We start from the raw sequence: 16,626 nt of genomic DNA on the forward strand, positions 1-16,626 counted from the left end.
ACGTCCGTCACCGACCGGTTCCACGGTGACGGCCCTGCGCCGGGGACCCGTACTCGCCGCTCTCGCCGCCGGCCCGGCGGCGGCCACCTCGCTGGCCGCCGCCGGGCCCGCGGCTGAGTACCGCCTCCGTTTTGTTGCAGGGGGATGAAATCAGCCCCCGAATGCGTTGGTGTCTTGCGGACGAGCAGGGCGACAGGAAGGCACCGGCGTGGCAGCGCAACGGGGATGGGCAGGACGACTGGCGAGCTACGCCTGGCGCTACCCCAAGGACGTGATCCTCGCCCTCGGCTCCTCCCTGGCCGGGATGGCGGTCATGGCCGTCGTCCCGCTGATCACCAAGGTGATCATCGACGACGTGATCGGCGACCACAGCCGGGCCATGGGTCCCTGGGCCGGCGCCCTCGTCGGCGCGGCCGTCCTCGTCTACGCCCTCACCTACATCCGCCGCTACTACGGCGGCCGGCTCGCCCTGGACGTCCAGCACGACCTGCGGACCGAGATGTACGGCACGATCACCCGGCTGGACGGCCGCCGTCAGGACGAGCTGTCCACCGGGCAGGTCGTCGGCCGGGCCACCAGCGACCTCCAGCTGATCCAGGGTCTGCTCTTCATGCTCCCGATGACCCTCGGGAACGTCCTGCTCTTCCTGATCTCCCTGGCGATCATGGCGTGGCTGTCGCTGCCGCTGACCCTGGTCGCCCTGGCCGTCGCGCCCGCCCTCGGCTGGATCGCCCGGCGCAGCCGCAGCAAGCTGCACCCCGCCACCTGGTACGCCCAGGCCCAGGCCGCCGCCGTGGCCGGCGTGGTCGACGGCGCGGTGAGCGGCGTACGCGTGGTGAAGGGCTTCGGGCAGGAGGACCAGGAGACCGGAAAGCTCCGGGAGGTGGGCCGGAAGCTCTTCGCCGGACGCCTGCGCACGATCCGCCTGAACAGCAGGTACACCCCGGCCCTGCAGGCCGTCCCGGCGCTCGGCCAGGTCGCCATGCTGGCCCTCGGCGGCTGGCTCGCCGTCCGCGGCCACATCACGCTCGGCACCTTCGTGGCCTTCTCCACCTACCTCGCCCAGCTGGTCGGCCCGGTCCGCATGCTCGCGATGGTCCTCACGGTCGGCCAGCAGGCCCGCGCCGGCACCGAGCGCGTCCTGGAGCTGATCGACACCGAGCCGACCCTGAAGGACGGCACCAGGACCCTGCCCGCCGACGCGCCCGCGACCGTCGAGTTCGACGACGTGTCCTTCGGGTACGACGACCAGCGCCCGGTCCTCGAAGGGCTCAGCTTCGAGATCCGGTCCGGTGAGACCCTCGCCGTCGTCGGCTCGTCCGGCTCGGGCAAGTCCACCCTCTCCCTGCTGCTGCCGCGCTTCTACGACGTCTCCCACGGCGCCGTCCTGATCGGCGGCCACGACGTGCGCGAACTGACCCTGGACTCGCTCAGGGCGGCGATCGGACTGGTGCCCGAAGATTCGTTCCTCTTCTCCGACACCGTCCGCAACAACATCGCCTACGGCCGCCCGGACGCCACCCGGGAGGAGATCGAGGCCGCCGCCCGCGCCGCCCAGGCGGATCGATTCATCACCGAGCTGCCCGACGGCTACGACACCAAGGTCGGCGAGCACGGCCTCACCCTCTCCGGCGGCCAGCGCCAGCGCATCGCCCTCGCCCGCGCCCTGCTCACCGACCCGCGACTGCTGGTCCTGGACGACGCGACCTCGGCCGTGGACGCCCGCGTGGAGCACGAGATCCACGAGGCGCTGAAGCAGGTGATGGAGGGCCGTACGACCCTGCTCATCGCGCACCGCCGCTCCACCCTGAACCTCGCCGACCGCATCGCCGTCCTGGACGGCGGCCGGCTCGCCGACGTCGGCACCCACGAGGAGCTCCAGGAGCGCTCCGCCCTCTACCGCCGGCTGCTCACCGACCCGGACGAGCTGGGCGCCACCTCCCCGGGCCACGTCGAGCCCGCCGTACCGCGGGAGGACACCTCCGTCCGCGACGAGCTGGACGCCGAGTTCGACGCCGAGCGGGGCGTGACCCCCCGGCTGTGGACCGGCGACCGGGAGCCCAAGGACCTGGCGCTCTCCGGCACCCCGGCCACCCCCGAACTCCTCGCCCAGGTGGACGCGCTGCCCCCGGCCACCGACACCCCGGACATCGACGAGAGCCGCGCGGTCGCGCCGGAGGACTCCTACGGCCTGCGCAGGCTGCTGCGCGGCTTCGGCCCGCCCCTCCTGGCCAGCCTGCTGCTGGTCGCCGTGGACGCGGGCACCGGCCTGCTGCTGCCGGTGCTGATCCGGCACGGCATCGACTCCGGGGTGACCAAGACGGCGATCGGCGCGGTGTGGGCGGCCTCCCTGCTCGCCCTGCTGACCGTCCTCGTCCAGTGGTCCGCGCAGATCGGCGAGACCCGGCTGACCGGCCGTACCGGCGAACGCGTGCTGTACGCGCTGCGGCTGAAGATCTTCACCCAGCTCCAGCGGCTCGGCCTGGACTACTACGAGCGCGAGCTGACCGGCCGGATCATGACCCGGATGACCACGGACGTCGACGCCCTGTCCACCTTCCTGCAGACCGGCCTGGTCACGGCGTTCGTCTCGGTCGTCACCTTCTTCGGGATCATGGTCGCCCTGCTGGTGCTCGACGTACAGCTCGCCCTGGTCGTCTTCGCCACCCTGCCCCCGCTGGCCGTGGCCACCTTCTTCTTCCGCCGGGCGAGCGTGAAGGCGTACGAACTCGCCCGCGAGCGCGTCTCCACGGTGAACGCCGACCTCCAGGAGACCGTGGCCGGGCTGCGGATCGTGCAGGCCTTCCGGCGGGAGGGGGACGGCGGGCGGCGGTTCGCCGAGCGCAGCGACGGCTACCGGAGCGCCCGCATCCACGGCCAGTGGCTGATATCGATCTACTTCCCGTTCGTGCAGCTGCTGTCCTCCATCGCCGCGGCGGCCGTGCTGATGACCGGCGCGGGCCGGGTGGAGGCGGCCACCCTCACCACCGGCGCGCTGGTGGCCTACCTGCTCTACATCGACCTGTTCTTCGCGCCCGTCCAGCAGCTCTCCCAGGTCTTCGACGGCTACCAGCAGGCCACGGTCTCGCTGGGCCGCATCCAGGAGCTGCTGCGCGAGCCGGCGTCCACCGAGTCGGCGGACGAGCCGCTGGAGGTGCTGTCCCTGCGCGGCGACATCGCCTTCGAGGACGTGTGTTTCGCATACGGTGCCGCAGACGAGCCCGAGGCGGCGCTGTCCGGCATCGACCTGCGGATCCCGGCCGGGCAGACGGTCGCCTTCGTCGGGGAGACGGGCGCCGGCAAGTCGACCCTGGTGAAGCTGGTCGCCCGCTTCTACGACCCCACCGCCGGGCGGGTCACGGTCGACGGCACGGATCTGCGCAGCCTGGACCTGACCTCCTACCGGCACCGGCTCGGCGTCGTCCCGCAGGAGGCGTACCTCTTCCCGGGCACCGTCCGCGACGCCATCGCCTACGGCCGCCCCGACGCCGGCGACGCCGAGGTGGAGGCGGCGGCCCGCGCGGTCGGCGCGCACGAGATGATCGCCACCCTGGAGGGCGGCTATCTGCACGAGGTCGCCGAGCGCGGCCGTAACCTCTCGGCGGGTCAGCGCCAGCTGATCGCGCTCGCCCGCGCCGAGCTGGTCGACCCGGACATCCTGCTCCTGGACGAGGCCACGGCCGCTCTGGACCTGGCCACCGAGGCGCAGGTCAACCAGGCGACCGACCGCCTGGCGGGCCGCCGTACCACGCTGGTGGTCGCGCACCGGCTCACCACCGCGGCCCGCGCGGACCGGGTGGTCGTCATGGACCACGGCCGGGTCGCCGAGGACGGCACCCACGAGGAGCTGCTGGCCCGCGGCGGCCGGTACGCCGAGCTGTGGCGGACCTTCGTCGGCCAGGCCGAGCCGGAGGAGCCGGTCGGCGCGTCCCGCTGAGACGCCCGGCCGGGCCCGCGCCGGGACCCCGGCCGACTCGTCCCGCTGACGGTCGTGCAACCATCCGACACATCCGTGCGTCCGTACATCAGTACGGCATGTGGAAGTGTGACCGGGTGACGGGGAGGACGACAGTGGACAGTGGTGCGATACGCCGGCGACTGGCGCTCGGTGCGGCTGTGCTGGCCGCGTCCGGCGCGCTCGCGCTCACGGCGACGGGTACCGCGCAGGCGGCGTCGGCCGGCGGCTGCGCCGGGCGCGAGGTGCGGACCCTGCCGTTCAGAACCGGCGTCACCCATGTCTACCGGAACAACGAGTACATCTGCGCCGTCACCGTCGCCAAGCACCCCGGCTCCGCCCAGACCATGTCGGTCAGCGTGCAGGCCCGCGGCAGCCGGCCGGCCATCGACAAGGGCCGCTACAAGCACCACGCCGGCCCGGTGATCGTGCACGCCGGCCACCGCTGCGTCTGGATCAAGGGCGCGGTGGGCCGGTATTCGGTCAGCTCCGGCTGGATCCTGTGCTGATCGCGGAAACCGGCCAATACCCCCTGGTGTGAAGACAGTTGCTCCGCTAGCTTCCGGCGGACATCTGTCTCACAGGGGAGAGTGCGCATGCGCAAGGCGCTCAGATGGCTGCTCGCGCTCACGGTGTTCATAGGCACCCTGAGCACGGCGGCCGGGGCGGCCACCGCCGCCGGTTCCGAGCCCACCGACATCAAGGACCGGCTCCTGTCGATACCCGGCATGAGCCTCATCGAGGAGAAGCCGTACCCCGGCTACCGCTACTTCGTCCTGAACTACGCCCAGCCGATCGACCACCGCCACCCGGACCGGGGCACCTTCCAGCAGCGCATCACCGTGCTGCACAAGGACGTGACCCGCCCCACGGTCTTCTACACCAGCGGCTACAACGTCTCCACGACCCCCTCGCGCCGCGAGCCCACCCAGATCGTGGACGGCAACCAGGTCTCCCTGGAGTACCGCTTCTTCACCCCGTCCCGCCCCGACCCGGCCGACTGGTCCAAGCTCGACATCTGGCAGGCGGCCAGCGACCAGCACCGCGTGTACGAGGCCCTGAAGCCGCTCTACTCCGCCAACTGGCTGGCCACCGGCGGCTCCAAGGGCGGCATGACGGCCACGTACTACGAGCGCTTCTACCCGCGTGACATGGACGGCGTGGTCGCCTACGTGGCCCCCAACGACGTGGTGAACAACGAGGACTCGGCGTACGACCGCTTCTTCGCGACCGTCGGCACCAAGGAGTGCCGGGACCGTCTGAACGCGGTCCAGCGGGAAGCGCTGGTCCGCCGCGAGCCGCTGGAGAAGAGGTACGCCCAGTACGCGGCCGACAACGGCTACACCTTCACCACCATCGGCAGCCTCGACAAGGCCTACGAGGCGGTCGTCCTGGACTACGTCTGGGGCTTCTGGCAGTACAGCCTGCTGAAGGACTGCGGCACGATCCCGGCGAACGCGACGACCGCGACGGACGACGAGATCTGGAACTCGGTCGACACCATCTCCGGCTTCTCCGCCTACACCGACCAGGGCCTGACCCCGTACACGCCGTACTACTACCAGGCCGGCACCCAGCTGGGCGCGCCGACCATCCACTTCCCGCACATCGAGAAGAGCCTGATCCGGTACGGCTACCAGCCCCCGCGCAACTTCGTCCCCCGCTCCATCCCGATGCGCTTCCAGCCGCGGGCGATGCGGGACGTGGACACCTGGGTCCGCCACCACGCCACGCACATGCTCTTCGTGTACGGCCAGAACGACCCCTGGGGCTCGGAACGCTTCCGCCCCGGCAAGGGCGCCCGCGACGCGTACGTCTTCACGGCACCGGGGCTGAACCACGGGGCGAACGTGGCGGGCCTGGTCCCGAACGAGAAGTCCCTGGCAACGGCCCGCATCCTGAAGTGGGCGGGCCTCCCCCCGGCCACGGTGGCCCAGGCCAGTCCGCTGGCCAAGTACGACGCGAAGCTGGACGCACGGGACGTGGAGAGGGAGCCGACGCTGCGCCCGTGACACCGCTCTGACAGCCGCGACGGCGGAGCCCTGCTCCGCCGTCGCGGGCCAGGACCGTCGGCGGCTAGTACGTCAGGCCGTGCCCGATCGGGTACAGCACCTGCGTCGGATCGTCCGCCCGCTGGACCGGTACCGGCAGCTTGCCGCGCGGTGACACCCGGCCGGCGATCACCCGTGCGGCGGCGCGCAGTTCGGTGTCCGTCCAGCAGTACGTGGCCACGACGGCCTTGACGGCGGGGAGCTGCGCGACGTCGTACGGGTTGCGGACGGCCACCGCGACCAGTGGTTTGCCCGTCGCCAGCAGGCGGTCCACCAGGGTCCGCTGGGTGCTGGACGCCGTCACGTTGTAGGTGCCCACGACCACCGCGTCCGCGTCCCGCGCGGCCGCGACCGCCTTGTCGATGGTCGCGGCGGAGGGCGCGGTGCCGGTGGACAGGGCCGTGGCGGTGAAGCCCAGTTCGGTGAGGGCGGCGGCCAGCACGCCGGTGGGCGGTCCTGTGGTGCCGGACGGGGAGGCCGGATCGGCGCCGACGACGAGGATCCTGCGGTCGCTGTAGCGGTCGAGGGGCAGGATGCCGTCCTCGTTGACCAGCAGGGTGGTGGTGCGTTCGGCGATGCGGTCGGCGGCGGCCAGGTGGGACTCCGTGCCCACCGTGCGGTCGACGCCCGCCCGGCTGGCCCAGGGGTGGTCGAAGAGGCCGCGCCGGGCCTTCAGGCGCAGGATGCGAAGGATCGATTCGTCCAGGCGGGCCTCGGTCAGTTCGCCGCTCTGTACCGCCTTCAGCACCGCGTTCCAGGCCACGTCGAGCGAGGGCGGGTTGAGCAGCTGGTCCACGCCGGCCTTGAGCGCGAGCACCGGCACCCGGTCGTCGCCGTACTTGGTGCGCACGCCCTGCATGCCGAGGGAGTCGGTGATCACGACACCGTCGTAGCCGAGTTCGTCGCGCAGGATGCCGGTGAGGATCGGGCGGGAGAGGGTCGCCGGGTCGCCGGAGCCGTCCAGGGCCGGGAACTGGATGTGCGCGGTCATGATCGAGTCGATCCCGGCCTCGATCGCGGCCCGGAAGGGGGCGGCGTCCAGCCGCTCCCACAGGTCCCGGCTGTGGGTGATGACCGGGAAGCCGTAGTGGCTGTCGACGGCGGTGTCCCCGTGGCCCGGGAAGTGCTTGGCGGTCGCCGCCACGCCGGCCGCCTGACAGCCCCTCACCTCGGCGGCCACCAGAGCGGCGACGGCGTCCGGGTCGGCGCCGAAGGAGCGGACCCCGATGACCGGGTTGGCCGGGTTGACGTTCACGTCGGCGTCGGGGGAGTAGTCCTGGTTGATGCCCATCGCGCGCAGCTCGGCGCCGGAGATCCGGCCGAGGGCGCGGGCGTCCGAGCGGGAGCCGCCCGCGCCGAGCGCCATCGCGCCGGGGAAGAGGGTGGCCGGCTTGCCGACCCGGCACACCGCGCCGTGCTCCTGGTCGGTGGCGATGAGCATCGGCAGGCCGCGCGGCTGGTCCAGCGAGGCCCGCTGGATGCCGTTGGACAGGTCGGCGATCTGGTGCGGGTCGCGGGTGTTGTGCGCCCAGGCGAAGTAGATGATGCCGCCGACCCGGTACTTCGCGATCAGCTCGGCGGCGGTGCGGACGCCGATCTCCTTCAGGTTGGCGTCGATGTCCGCCTGGTCGGGGGCGGTGGCGGAGTGGCCGTAGACCCGCATCACGAAGAGCTGGCCGACCTTCTCCTCCAGGGTCATGCGGGAGACGAGGGCACGCAGCCGGTGTTCGTCGTGGGCGGCGGCGTGGGCGGTCGCCGGTACGGTCAGTCCGGCGGTGAGGCCCGCGGTCGCGGCGAGGACGGCGCGTCTGGACGGCCGTGCGGTGTGCCCCGTGCTTCCCGTGCTCGCGTCGCTTCCCGGGCCGGTGTCGCTTCCCGTGCTGGTGTGGTGCACGTGCGCTCCTTCCAGAGGAGAACCGCTGAAGGAAACTTCCGAGGAGTCACCAATATCCGGGAAGTTTCTTTCCGTCAAGGGAATGCACAGTAACGAGGAAGGGGCCGCCGACCGCGCATTCCCGGGGGCGCGTCCAGCCTCCGGACGTACCGGCCCGCACCGCGGAGGAACCGCCATCATGCGGTCATGCCCGCAGTCGACATCCCCGGTTCCAAGTCCATCACCGCCCGCGCGCTCTTCCTCGCCGCCGCGGCCGACGGGGTCAGCACCCTCGTACGGCCCCTGCACTCCGACGACACCGAGGGCTTCGCCGAGGGCCTGGCCCGGCTCGGCCACCGGGTCGGCCGCACCCCGGACGCCTGGCAGATCGACGGCCGCCCGCAGGGCCCCGCGGTCCCGGAGGCCGACGTCTACTGCCGCGACGGCGCCACCACCGCCCGCTTCCTGCCCACCCTGGCCGCCGCCGGCCACGGCACCTACCGCTTCGACGCCTCCCCGCAGATGCGCCGCCGCCCCCTCGGCCCGCTCACCCGCGCCCTGCGCGACCTCGGCGTCGACCTGCGGCACGAGGAGGCCGAGGGGCACCATCCGCTCACCGTCCACGCGTCCGGCGTCGAGGGCGGCGAGGTCGTGCTGGACGCGGGCGAGTCCTCCCAGTACCTGACCGCGCTGCTGCTGCTCGGTCCGCTCACCCGCACCGGCCTGCGGATCCGGGTGACCGACCTGGTGTCGGCGCCGTACGTGGAGATCACCCTCGCGATGATGCGGGCGTTCGGCGTCGAGGTGGTCCGCGACGGCGCGGTGTACGACGTCCCGCCGGGCGGCTACCGGGCCACCACCTACGCCATCGAGCCGGACGCCTCCACCGCGAGCTACTTCTTCGCCGCGGCGGCCGTCACCCCGGGCCGCGAGATCACCGTGCCCGGCCTCGGCGCGGGCGCGCTCCAGGGCGACCTGCGCTTCGTGGACGTGCTGCGGCGGATGGGTGCGCGGGTGACGGTCGGCGAGGACCGCACGACCGTACGCGGCACGGGCGAACTGCGCGGCCTCACCATGAACATGCGGGACATCTCGGACACCATGCCGACGCTGGCCGCGATCGCGCCGTTCGCCTCGGGACCGGTCCGCATCGAGGACGTCGGCAACACCCGGGTGAAGGAGTGCGACCGCCTGGAGGCCTGCGCGGACAACCTCAGGCGGCTCGGCGTGGACGTCGCCACCGGCCCCGACTGGATCGAGATCCGGCCCGGCACACCCGCCCCCGGAGTCGAGATCAAGTCCTTCGGCGACCACCGCATCGTGATGTCCTTCGCCGTGACCGGACTGCGCACGCCCGGCCTGACGTACGACGACCCCGGCTGTGTACGCAAGACGTTCCCCGGTTTCCACGAGGCGTTCGCGGCGCTGCCCACCGGCTGAGACACGCGCTGGACCGGAGGGGGACGGGCCGGACAGGATCCCCGTATGACCACCACACGTTCGTATCTCGTGCTGCACGGCTGGCAGAACCACCGTCCCGAGGCGCACTGGCAGCACTGGCTCGCCGACCGCCTCACCGCCCTCGGTCACCGGGTCCTCTATCCGCAGCTGCCCGACGCGGACGACCCCGACCTGGAGGTCTGGCTCGCCGAACTCGCCCGCTGCCTGGAGGAGTTGCACGGTCCGGGGGAGCGGGTGGTGGTGGCCCACAGCCTGTCCGCCGTGCTGTGGCTGCACGCCGCCGCCCGGGGCATGGAGCAACTGCGGCACGCCGACCGGGTGCTGCTCGTCTCCCCGCCGTCCGGATCCGTCCTCGCCCGGTACCCGGAGGTGGCCGCCTTCGCCCCGCCCGCCCCGGACTTCGCCCTGCCCGGACCGACGCGCCTGGTCGCCGGCGACGACGATCCGTACTGCCCCGAGGGCGCGGGCACGGTCTTCGCCGAACCGCTCGGCATCCCCGCCGACATCCTGCCGGGCGCCGCCCATCTCGACCTGGACGCCGGCTACGGACCCTGGCCCGCCGTCCTCGACTGGTGCCTCGCGGACTCCGTGCCGCTCACGGCCCGCCCGGCTCCCCAGGGCGGCCACCATCGAAGGATCGCTTCGTAGTTCGAGGCGTCACACGTCCCGCTGAAAAGCCGGCGACACAGCGATCACCGCTCGCGCACGGCTCACCCTTGTTCAAGCTGGTGTCTTCTGCGAAGGAGACGCCACCGTGCGAATTTCTGACATTCAGCGCTGCGAGGTCCGGCCCGGACGGCTCGTCGAGTGGACGTTCAGCCCGGCGACGATCGCGACCGCGGCAGCGCTGCCGCCGGATCCGAGGCCGCCGGCGTACATCCAAGAGTCGCACATCCGAACGGCGCGGTCGGTGCGCGAAGGCGGACTGTTCGTACCGACCTGGCTCGGCGCGGCGTTCGACCTGCCGGGCCGGGCCGACCTCGACGCGCTGGAACAGGCGTTGCGCGGCTGGACGCTGCGTCACGAGACGCTGCGCAGCGGCTTCAGGTGGGCCGGCGACGACATGCACCGCTTCACGCTCGAGGACGACGACGTGTCCCTGCACCGCGAGGTGATCGGCGACTTCACCGACGCGGAGGGTCTGGTCCGGTATCTGCAGGACCGATTCGACGTCGCGGCGGACGCGCTCGGCTGGCCGAACCTCATCTTCGCGGCGGTCGTCCGCGACGACTCCACCAGCGTGTACATGGCCTTCGACCACACCAATGTCGACGCCTACTCGGTCCACCGCATCCCGCACGAGATCCACGAGCTGTACCTGGCGGGCGTCACGGGACGGCCCGCCGTCGACACGTCCGTGGGAAGCTACGTCGACTTCTGCGAGCAGGAGCGGGCGAACGCGGACGGGATCGACGACACCCACGCGATCGTCGCCCGCTGGCGGGAGTTCATCGGCCGGTGCGACGGGAGGCTTCCGGGGTTCCCGGTCGACCTCGGTCTGCAACCCGGTGGCCCGCTGCCCGCCCAGAAGCTGATGTGCGAACCGCTCCTCGGCGCGGACGCGGCCGCCGCGTTCGAGGCGTACTGCCGGCCCTACGGCGGCAGCCTGGTGGGTGTCCTGGCCGCGACCAGTCTGATCGTCCACGAGATCGGCGGGCAGCCGTGCTACCGCACGGTCGTGCCGTTCCACACCCGGCTGAAGTCCGCCTGGTCGGACTCCGTGGGCTGGTACGTCGGCGGCGCACCGATCGAGGTGCCCGCGGCACGCACCTTCGAGGACGCGCTCACCACCGTCCGCGCCGAACTGCGGGCCAACCGGTCGCTGGCGCGCATTCCCCTGGCCCGCGTACTGCGGTTGCTCGGCGCGGACTTCCGCCCGACCTCACCCGACATGTACTCGATCGTCTCGTATGTTGATGCACGCCTCACGCCCGGCTCGGACCGCTGGACCGAGCAGAAGGCGTACGGGCTGATCCGGGTGTCGTACGGCGACCAGGTGTGCATCTGGGTCAACCGGCTGCACGACGGGCTGTGGTTGGCCTGCCGCTACCCGGACACCGACGTCGCCTACAAGAACGTGCGGCGGTACGTCGAGGGGCTGCGGGACCGGATCGCCTCCGTGTCGGCACGCGACCGCCTCCGGGTCGCGGAGCTGGCGTTCTCCTGACGCAACTTTCCTCAGGTTCGCCCGTGTTGGCGCCGGTGCCGGCAACTCGTCCGCCCCGTGCGGTGAGTTGGCGGCCGACTGGTGTCCCGGTGATCCCACATCCCCCTCGGGACACGGATGTCCGGTGTGGAACGCCCACTCTCGCTACTGCTAGTGTCTGTTCCGTCACGCTAGGCAATCATTCTCGATGAACAAGCAAAGGACCGAGGGTTCATGCGCAAGCTTCAGCAGGTCGTGATCGCGGCGGTGGCGGCTGGCGGCCTGTCGGCCATCGGCGCCGGCACCGCTACCGCCGACACCGCCGAGGGTCCGGTGTCGGTGACCGATCTCTTCCGCCCCTACCAGGAGTGCAGCCCGCAGACGGTGGCGGAGAACGACGTCCCGATCGGTGTGCTCGGCCTGGCCGGCACCAGCGACACCGCCTGCGGCCAGTTCAACAACGCTTTCACTGTCTGAGTCCGGCGGCGCCACCGTGCGCGACGCCTGGCGCGGGACCCTGCGGGGTCAGCCCTGAAGGGTCCCGTTCCCCCGGGCCGGTCGCCCGAGCGCCGAAGCCACCCGTACAAAGGAAAAGCGCGTCACATGTTCAACATGAAGAAGATCGCGGCTGTTTCGGGGCTCGTCGGCGGCCTGGTCGTGACCGGTGCCGGCATCGCCCAGGCGCAGGTCGGACGGGCTCCGGGAACCTGCACTCGCGACCTCCTGGGCAGCATCACCTGCACCCAGCACTTCAAGGGGCGGATCCCCGAGGACGGTGCCGTCCCCCACCAGGAGACCTGCATGCCGGTGGAGCCCGCGACGTTGCCCGCCGCCCTGGGCAACGGGCGGGTCCGGATGGGGCCCGAGGTGACCTGCAACCCCTCGACACAGGGGGTGCCCGCGGACGTTGTGACCCAGGGTGTGCCCGTGGAGAACATGACCCAGGGAGTGCCCGTGGAGGCGGATGCCGACCACTGAGCCCCCCGAATGGAACCTCTCGGCTGGCGCCTCCTGCTGCTACGGCATAAGAGGGGCTGACGCGACATATGGGGTGTAGATCCTGTATCGCTACGAAACGTATGTATATGCTCACGTTGAGTAGTCGAGCCGGGCGTCATGCCCGGATACGAAAGGGTCAACCATGCGTAAGTTCCAGCGTGCTGTGGTCGTAGCGGCCGCGGTTGCCGGTCTGTCCGCCTTCGGTGCCGGTGTCGGCTTCGCCGACGGTTACGAGGGTGCTCCGCCGGTCACGGCCACGGCCAACGCCAACGCCGTTGCCGTCGGCGGCGGTTACTACGCTCCGCCGGAGGAGAAGCAGGAGGGTCAGCCGACCGGGCAGCCGGAGGAGCAGAGGAACTACGAGCCCGAGCAGGGCTACGGCGAGCACCAGGGTGAAGGCGAGTAAAGACCTACCGAGGGACCATCCTCTCGGTGCCACCACGGGCCCGTCCCTCTGTGACACCCGTGGCGGAGGCAGCCCGGACGCGCGGTCCATCAGGGAGCGCGTCCGGGCTGCGACCATCCCGCCCTCGCGCGCGCCTGACAGCGCGTCAAGGGCGGGATGTTCTGTTCCCACCCCCTCCCGGGCCCGGGCGCACGCCGGTCAACGGCGCGCACCCGGGCCTCCGTTGTAAAGGAACGCAGTACATGACCACTCCACAGAGAATCGCCGCCCTCTCGGGGCTCGTCGGGAGTCTCGCCGCGATCTGCCTCGGCGCCGGACACGCGTACGCGGAGGGCAGGGCGGCCGACTGCAAGAGCACGCTGCAGGGCGACACCGTCTGCGTCCGCAAGAGCGAGACGCACGTCGACAAGGACGGCACGCACATCCTCAAGCAGGAGCAGAACTGCTCGACGGTCGACCGGCCGCGCGTGGTGTTCTCGGACGACCGGCTGACGGACGGCGGGACCGCCCGCCTCGGACCGGTCGTGGACTGCTCCAACACGGCGCGACTGCCCAAGGGCTTCAAGAAGCCGCACATCGAGTTCTGAGGGTTGTCGGAGAAAACAAAAAACCGGTGCCCCGGCCGACTGCCGGGGCACCGGAATTCTGTTTCGATCAACCGACCTTGCTGTTGCAGCCCATCGTGGAGCCCATGTCGGTGGCCTGCGCACCCGGGTTGCCCTCGCCGTTCAGCAGGTTGCCGCCCAGGCCGTTGGCGATGCCGACCTCGCCGAGGACGTCCACGTTCAGGTCGTGCGACCTGCAGGTGGCGCTCTGCTTGACGTTGAACTCGTCGCCGCGCTTGCCTCCGCCGTGGTCGGCGTAGGCATTGCCGGCGCCCAGGAGTCCGACACTCCCGAGTGCGGCGACCAGGACGGCAGCGGTGCGAAGCTTGTGCATTTCATCTCCGGTGGAGTGAGGGTGGATGCGACCTGCGGGAGATCGACATTCGTACAGTCATCAAGACTGATACGAAATTGTCCGAAAGTGTCAGCGACGCGCCGAATTCAGGGAATTCTCGCCGCTTTGGAGTCTGCTCGCGCATGCAATGGGTCCGTTGCATGCAAATGGTCCCGGCACCTGCTTGAGACTCGGTGCCGGGACCATGGGGGCGGCCGGCGCTCTCGCGCCCGCCAGGGCCTTAGAGGGCGCTGTTGTTGCAGCCCATGGTGGAGCCGATGTCGGTGGCCTGGGCGCCCGGGTTGCCCTCGCCGTTGAGGGCGTTGCCCAGCAGGCCGTTGAGGATGCCGACCTCGCCGAGGACGTCGACGTTCAGGTCGTGCGACTTGCAGTGGGAGCTCTGCGAGATCCCGAACTTGTCGCCGCCGCCCTTGCCGCCGTCCGCGTGGGCCGTGCCGCCGACGAGTCCGATGGAGCCGATTGCGGCCACCAGGACGGCAACGTTGCGAAGCTTGCGCATGTCATCTCCGTGGAGTGGATGGGTGCGATCTGTGGCAGATCGACTTTTTACAGTTACCGGAGGCTAATACGAAGTATCCCAAAACGGACATAGGCACGCCGGTTTCGCGATCACGTGACAGAAGCACCCGAAAGGCGCAGACGAACGGGCCCATCGGCGCGATGCGCCAAGGGCCCGTGTCGGCTGGGGTGTTCGGCTGTTGTCAGTGCGCCTGCGCGCTGGCCAGGGAGTTCGCCTGGCTGTTGGCCTGGGTGCAGTCGACGCCCCGGGTCTGGGACGCGGCGAGCAGGGCGACCGGGACGTTCGCGGAGAGCAGGTTCTGCGGGCTGCACTCCTGGGCCGGGCGGAACAGGTTGGCCTGGTCCACCGGGGCGCCGCCCTGTGCCGGTTGCGGGGTCTGCGGGGAGATCTGGGGGCTGATCTGCGGGTTCAGCTGGGGGTTGACCTGCGGGGCGACCTCGGTGCCCCGGGACGGGGCCGCCTGCGGGGCCGGTGAGCCGTAGCTCTGCGCGCTCGCCCGGGCGTTGGCGGCCGAGGCGGCCTGGCTGTCCGGCTGCGAAACGGGAGGCGGCGCGGACCCGTAGCCGGCGGGCATCGCGGAGCTTGGGCCGGCACCGGCAGCGGACAGCCCGCCGGCTGCTGCGACGACGAGCGCGACCTTTTGAAGCTTGCGCATGGAATCCTCGGCCCTTCATTGACCTGTGCACGGAACCTGGTGAAATGCCGATGTGACAGCGCAGTTGCCGCTGTTCTCTCGCTGCCTCGTGCGGCTGCGCTGACCATCGTTCTTGCCCCGTGGGGAACGAAGTGGGCGCGGACTCGGATACGGTCGCCGGACTTTGGTCACCCATTTGACGCAAGGGCGCGGGGAATCGGCCGCAACTCCGTTCCCGTCAGCGGCAAATGGGTGACGAAACTTTGGCCGCCGTGACCGCGGCCAGGAATCCTCGTTCCACGGGGAGAGGGCAGCGACCGTGTGCCTGAAGAGGGGTGAGGGAATTCGCTGCCGGCTTCGATGCGAAGTCCGCGTGCTACTCAAGATGACCGCTGCTGACGGTGCGGTGCGAATATCACACCGACTGCACGCGACCGCACTGAATGCAGTGGATCTCCATTCTCAGGTATCGAAGGGCCGAAGGGTTTCATGCGTAAGCTTCAAAAGGCCGCGCTCGTCGTAGCGGCGGCCAGTGGTCTGACCGCCATCAGCGCCGGCGCCAGCCATGCCGACACTCCCCCCGGATACGGGTACGGCTATGGGTACGGCCCTCCGGCGTCGGCCCCCGATCAACCGGTCGCCCAGCCGATGGCCCCGGCGCCCGCTCCGCAGCCGTACGCGCAGGCCGCCCCGCCGCAGCAGTCCGGTTACGCCTCCGCCGTGGCCTCGTCGCAGGGGACGGCACAGGCGTCCGCCTACCCGCAGCAGCAGCCGCAGGCCGCTTACCCGCAGCAGCCGGTCTACGCCCAGCCGATGCAGGCCGCTCCTCCGCAGCCGTACGCGCAGGCCGCACCGCCGCAGCAGCCGCAGGTCGTCCCGCAGGTCATGCCGCAGGTCATGCCCCAGGTCGCCCCGCAGGTGGCCGTCCCCCAGGCCTTCGGCCCGGAACCCCCGATGCATGTCGCCCCGCAGGTGAACCCGCAGGTGAACCCCCAGGTGAACCCGCTCGTCAACCCGATGCTCGGGTCGCCAGGCGTACCGACGCTGTCTCCGGTCGGCCTCGGGCAGGTCGCCGCACCCCCCCTCGGCCAGCTGGGGCTTCCCCGACTCGGCTGACGGCCTCCCCGCCGTCGTCCGTGATCCCCACTCGATCTGTCGCAGATCCCCATCCGCTCGACCAACGGAGTACCCATGCGCAAGTTCCAGAAGGCAGTCCTCGTGGGCGCCATGCTCGGCAGTGTCGGCACCCTCGGCGCCAACCCCGCCTTCGCCCACGATGAGCCGGGCCGCGACCTCGACATCACGCAGGGCATCGAGTGTCGTTCGCACGACATGAACATCGAGGTGCTCGGCAGTGTCGGCGTCCTCACTGGCCTGGCGGGCAACATTCTGAACGGCGAGGGCAACCCGGGTGCGCAGCAGAGCCACCTCGGTTCGGACATGGGCTGCAACAACCAGGCGCTCTGACCGGCCTCCCCGTCACACGCTCCGCACCGCCCTCGCCCTCTCCTTCCGGAGGGGCGAGGGCGGCGGTCGTTCCACGACACCGAGCCCATGACTGACGGATCATCAGAACGCCGTCATGCGGATCCGTCGGTCCCCGGTGCCGGCATGTCTGTGC

16 protein-coding genes are annotated in these 16,626 nt (G+C 70.9%); 12 read left to right on the plus strand and 4 right to left on the minus strand.

Features of this window, described 5'->3' with window-relative positions:
* The first annotated feature begins 208 nt into the window (after positions 1 to 208).
* The 3 genes from ABZ937_RS10290 to ABZ937_RS10300 all read left to right on the plus strand — a co-directional run bounded on the left by ABZ937_RS10290 (position 209) and on the right by ABZ937_RS10300 (position 5,967).
* Positions 209 to 3,937: an ABC transporter ATP-binding protein gene (locus ABZ937_RS10290; RefSeq protein ID WP_361688486.1), complete on the plus strand. Its 3,729-nt coding sequence runs from the start codon at positions 209 to 211 to the stop codon at positions 3,935 to 3,937.
* Positions 3,938 to 4,071: 134 nt separating this feature from the next.
* Entirely contained in the window at positions 4,072 to 4,464 is a 393-nt protein-coding gene (locus ABZ937_RS10295; protein ID WP_361688489.1) for a hypothetical protein, read from the plus strand.
* A gap of 87 nt (positions 4,465 to 4,551) precedes the next feature.
* Positions 4,552 to 5,967, plus strand: coding sequence for a S28 family serine protease (locus ABZ937_RS10300; protein ID WP_361688492.1), 1,416 nt, complete (start codon positions 4,552 to 4,554; stop codon positions 5,965 to 5,967).
* Between the two features lie 64 nt (positions 5,968 to 6,031).
* Here the strand turns inward: ABZ937_RS10300 and ABZ937_RS10305 are convergent, their stop codons facing one another.
* Complete coding sequence (locus ABZ937_RS10305) at positions 6,032 to 7,900, minus strand: glycoside hydrolase family 3 protein (RefSeq protein ID WP_361688495.1); 1,869 nt, start codon at positions 7,898 to 7,900, stop codon at positions 6,032 to 6,034.
* Positions 7,901 to 8,086: 186 nt separating this feature from the next.
* On the opposite strand from ABZ937_RS10305, the gene aroA reads away from it, so the two are divergent.
* The 7 genes from aroA (at position 8,087) to ABZ937_RS10340 (ending at position 13,478) form a co-directional block, all read left to right on the plus strand.
* Positions 8,087 to 9,319 carry a 3-phosphoshikimate 1-carboxyvinyltransferase gene (aroA, locus tag ABZ937_RS10310; RefSeq protein WP_361688498.1) on the plus strand — a complete coding sequence of 411 codons (1,233 nt, stop codon included), beginning with the start codon at positions 8,087 to 8,089 and terminating at the stop codon, positions 9,317 to 9,319.
* 45 nt (positions 9,320 to 9,364) lie between these two features.
* Complete coding sequence (locus ABZ937_RS10315; RefSeq protein WP_361688501.1) at positions 9,365 to 9,988, plus strand: alpha/beta hydrolase; 624 nt, start codon at positions 9,365 to 9,367, stop codon at positions 9,986 to 9,988.
* 106 nt (positions 9,989 to 10,094) lie between these two features.
* Positions 10,095 to 11,507, plus strand: coding sequence for a condensation domain-containing protein (locus tag ABZ937_RS10320; RefSeq protein WP_361688504.1), 1,413 nt, complete (start codon positions 10,095 to 10,097; stop codon positions 11,505 to 11,507).
* 213 nt (positions 11,508 to 11,720) lie between these two features.
* Positions 11,721 to 11,963 (plus strand): hypothetical protein, encoded by a 243-nt coding sequence (locus tag ABZ937_RS10325; RefSeq protein WP_361688507.1) that lies wholly within the window; start codon positions 11,721 to 11,723, stop codon positions 11,961 to 11,963.
* 126 nt (positions 11,964 to 12,089) lie between these two features.
* Positions 12,090 to 12,464 carry a hypothetical protein gene (locus tag ABZ937_RS10330; protein WP_361688510.1) on the plus strand — a complete coding sequence of 125 codons (375 nt, stop codon included), beginning with the start codon at positions 12,090 to 12,092 and terminating at the stop codon, positions 12,462 to 12,464.
* Positions 12,465 to 12,627: 163 nt separating this feature from the next.
* Positions 12,628 to 12,891, plus strand: a complete 264-nt coding sequence (locus ABZ937_RS10335) for a hypothetical protein (RefSeq protein WP_361688513.1) — start codon at positions 12,628 to 12,630, stop codon at positions 12,889 to 12,891.
* Positions 12,892 to 13,133: 242 nt separating this feature from the next.
* Entirely contained in the window at positions 13,134 to 13,478 is a 345-nt protein-coding gene (locus tag ABZ937_RS10340; RefSeq protein ID WP_361688516.1) for a hypothetical protein, read from the plus strand.
* Positions 13,479 to 13,545: 67 nt separating this feature from the next.
* On the opposite strand, the gene ABZ937_RS10345 is transcribed toward ABZ937_RS10340, so the two are convergent.
* From ABZ937_RS10345 to ABZ937_RS10355, 3 genes are all read right to left on the minus strand, one after another.
* On the minus strand, positions 13,546 to 13,830 hold the full coding sequence (locus tag ABZ937_RS10345; RefSeq protein WP_361688519.1) for a hypothetical protein: 285 nt from the start codon (positions 13,828 to 13,830) through the stop codon (positions 13,546 to 13,548).
* A 241-nt stretch (positions 13,831 to 14,071) separates the two neighbouring features.
* Positions 14,072 to 14,350: a hypothetical protein gene (locus tag ABZ937_RS10350; protein WP_361688521.1), complete on the minus strand. Its 279-nt coding sequence runs from the start codon at positions 14,348 to 14,350 to the stop codon at positions 14,072 to 14,074.
* A 202-nt stretch (positions 14,351 to 14,552) separates the two neighbouring features.
* Positions 14,553 to 15,026, minus strand: a complete 474-nt coding sequence (locus ABZ937_RS10355; RefSeq protein WP_361688524.1) for a hypothetical protein — start codon at positions 15,024 to 15,026, stop codon at positions 14,553 to 14,555.
* 468 nt (positions 15,027 to 15,494) lie between these two features.
* Between ABZ937_RS10355 and ABZ937_RS10360 the strand changes: the two genes are divergently transcribed.
* Complete coding sequence (locus ABZ937_RS10360; protein ID WP_361688526.1) at positions 15,495 to 16,121, plus strand: hypothetical protein; 627 nt, start codon at positions 15,495 to 15,497, stop codon at positions 16,119 to 16,121.
* A gap of 75 nt (positions 16,122 to 16,196) precedes the next feature.
* Positions 16,197 to 16,472, plus strand: a complete 276-nt coding sequence (locus ABZ937_RS10365) for a hypothetical protein (RefSeq protein WP_361688528.1) — start codon at positions 16,197 to 16,199, stop codon at positions 16,470 to 16,472.
* Positions 16,473 to 16,626 lie beyond the last annotated feature (154 nt).

The sequence above is a fragment of the Streptomyces sp. NPDC046727 genome (assembly GCF_040645635.1).
Lineage (GTDB): Bacteria > Actinomycetota > Actinomycetes > Streptomycetales > Streptomycetaceae > Streptomyces.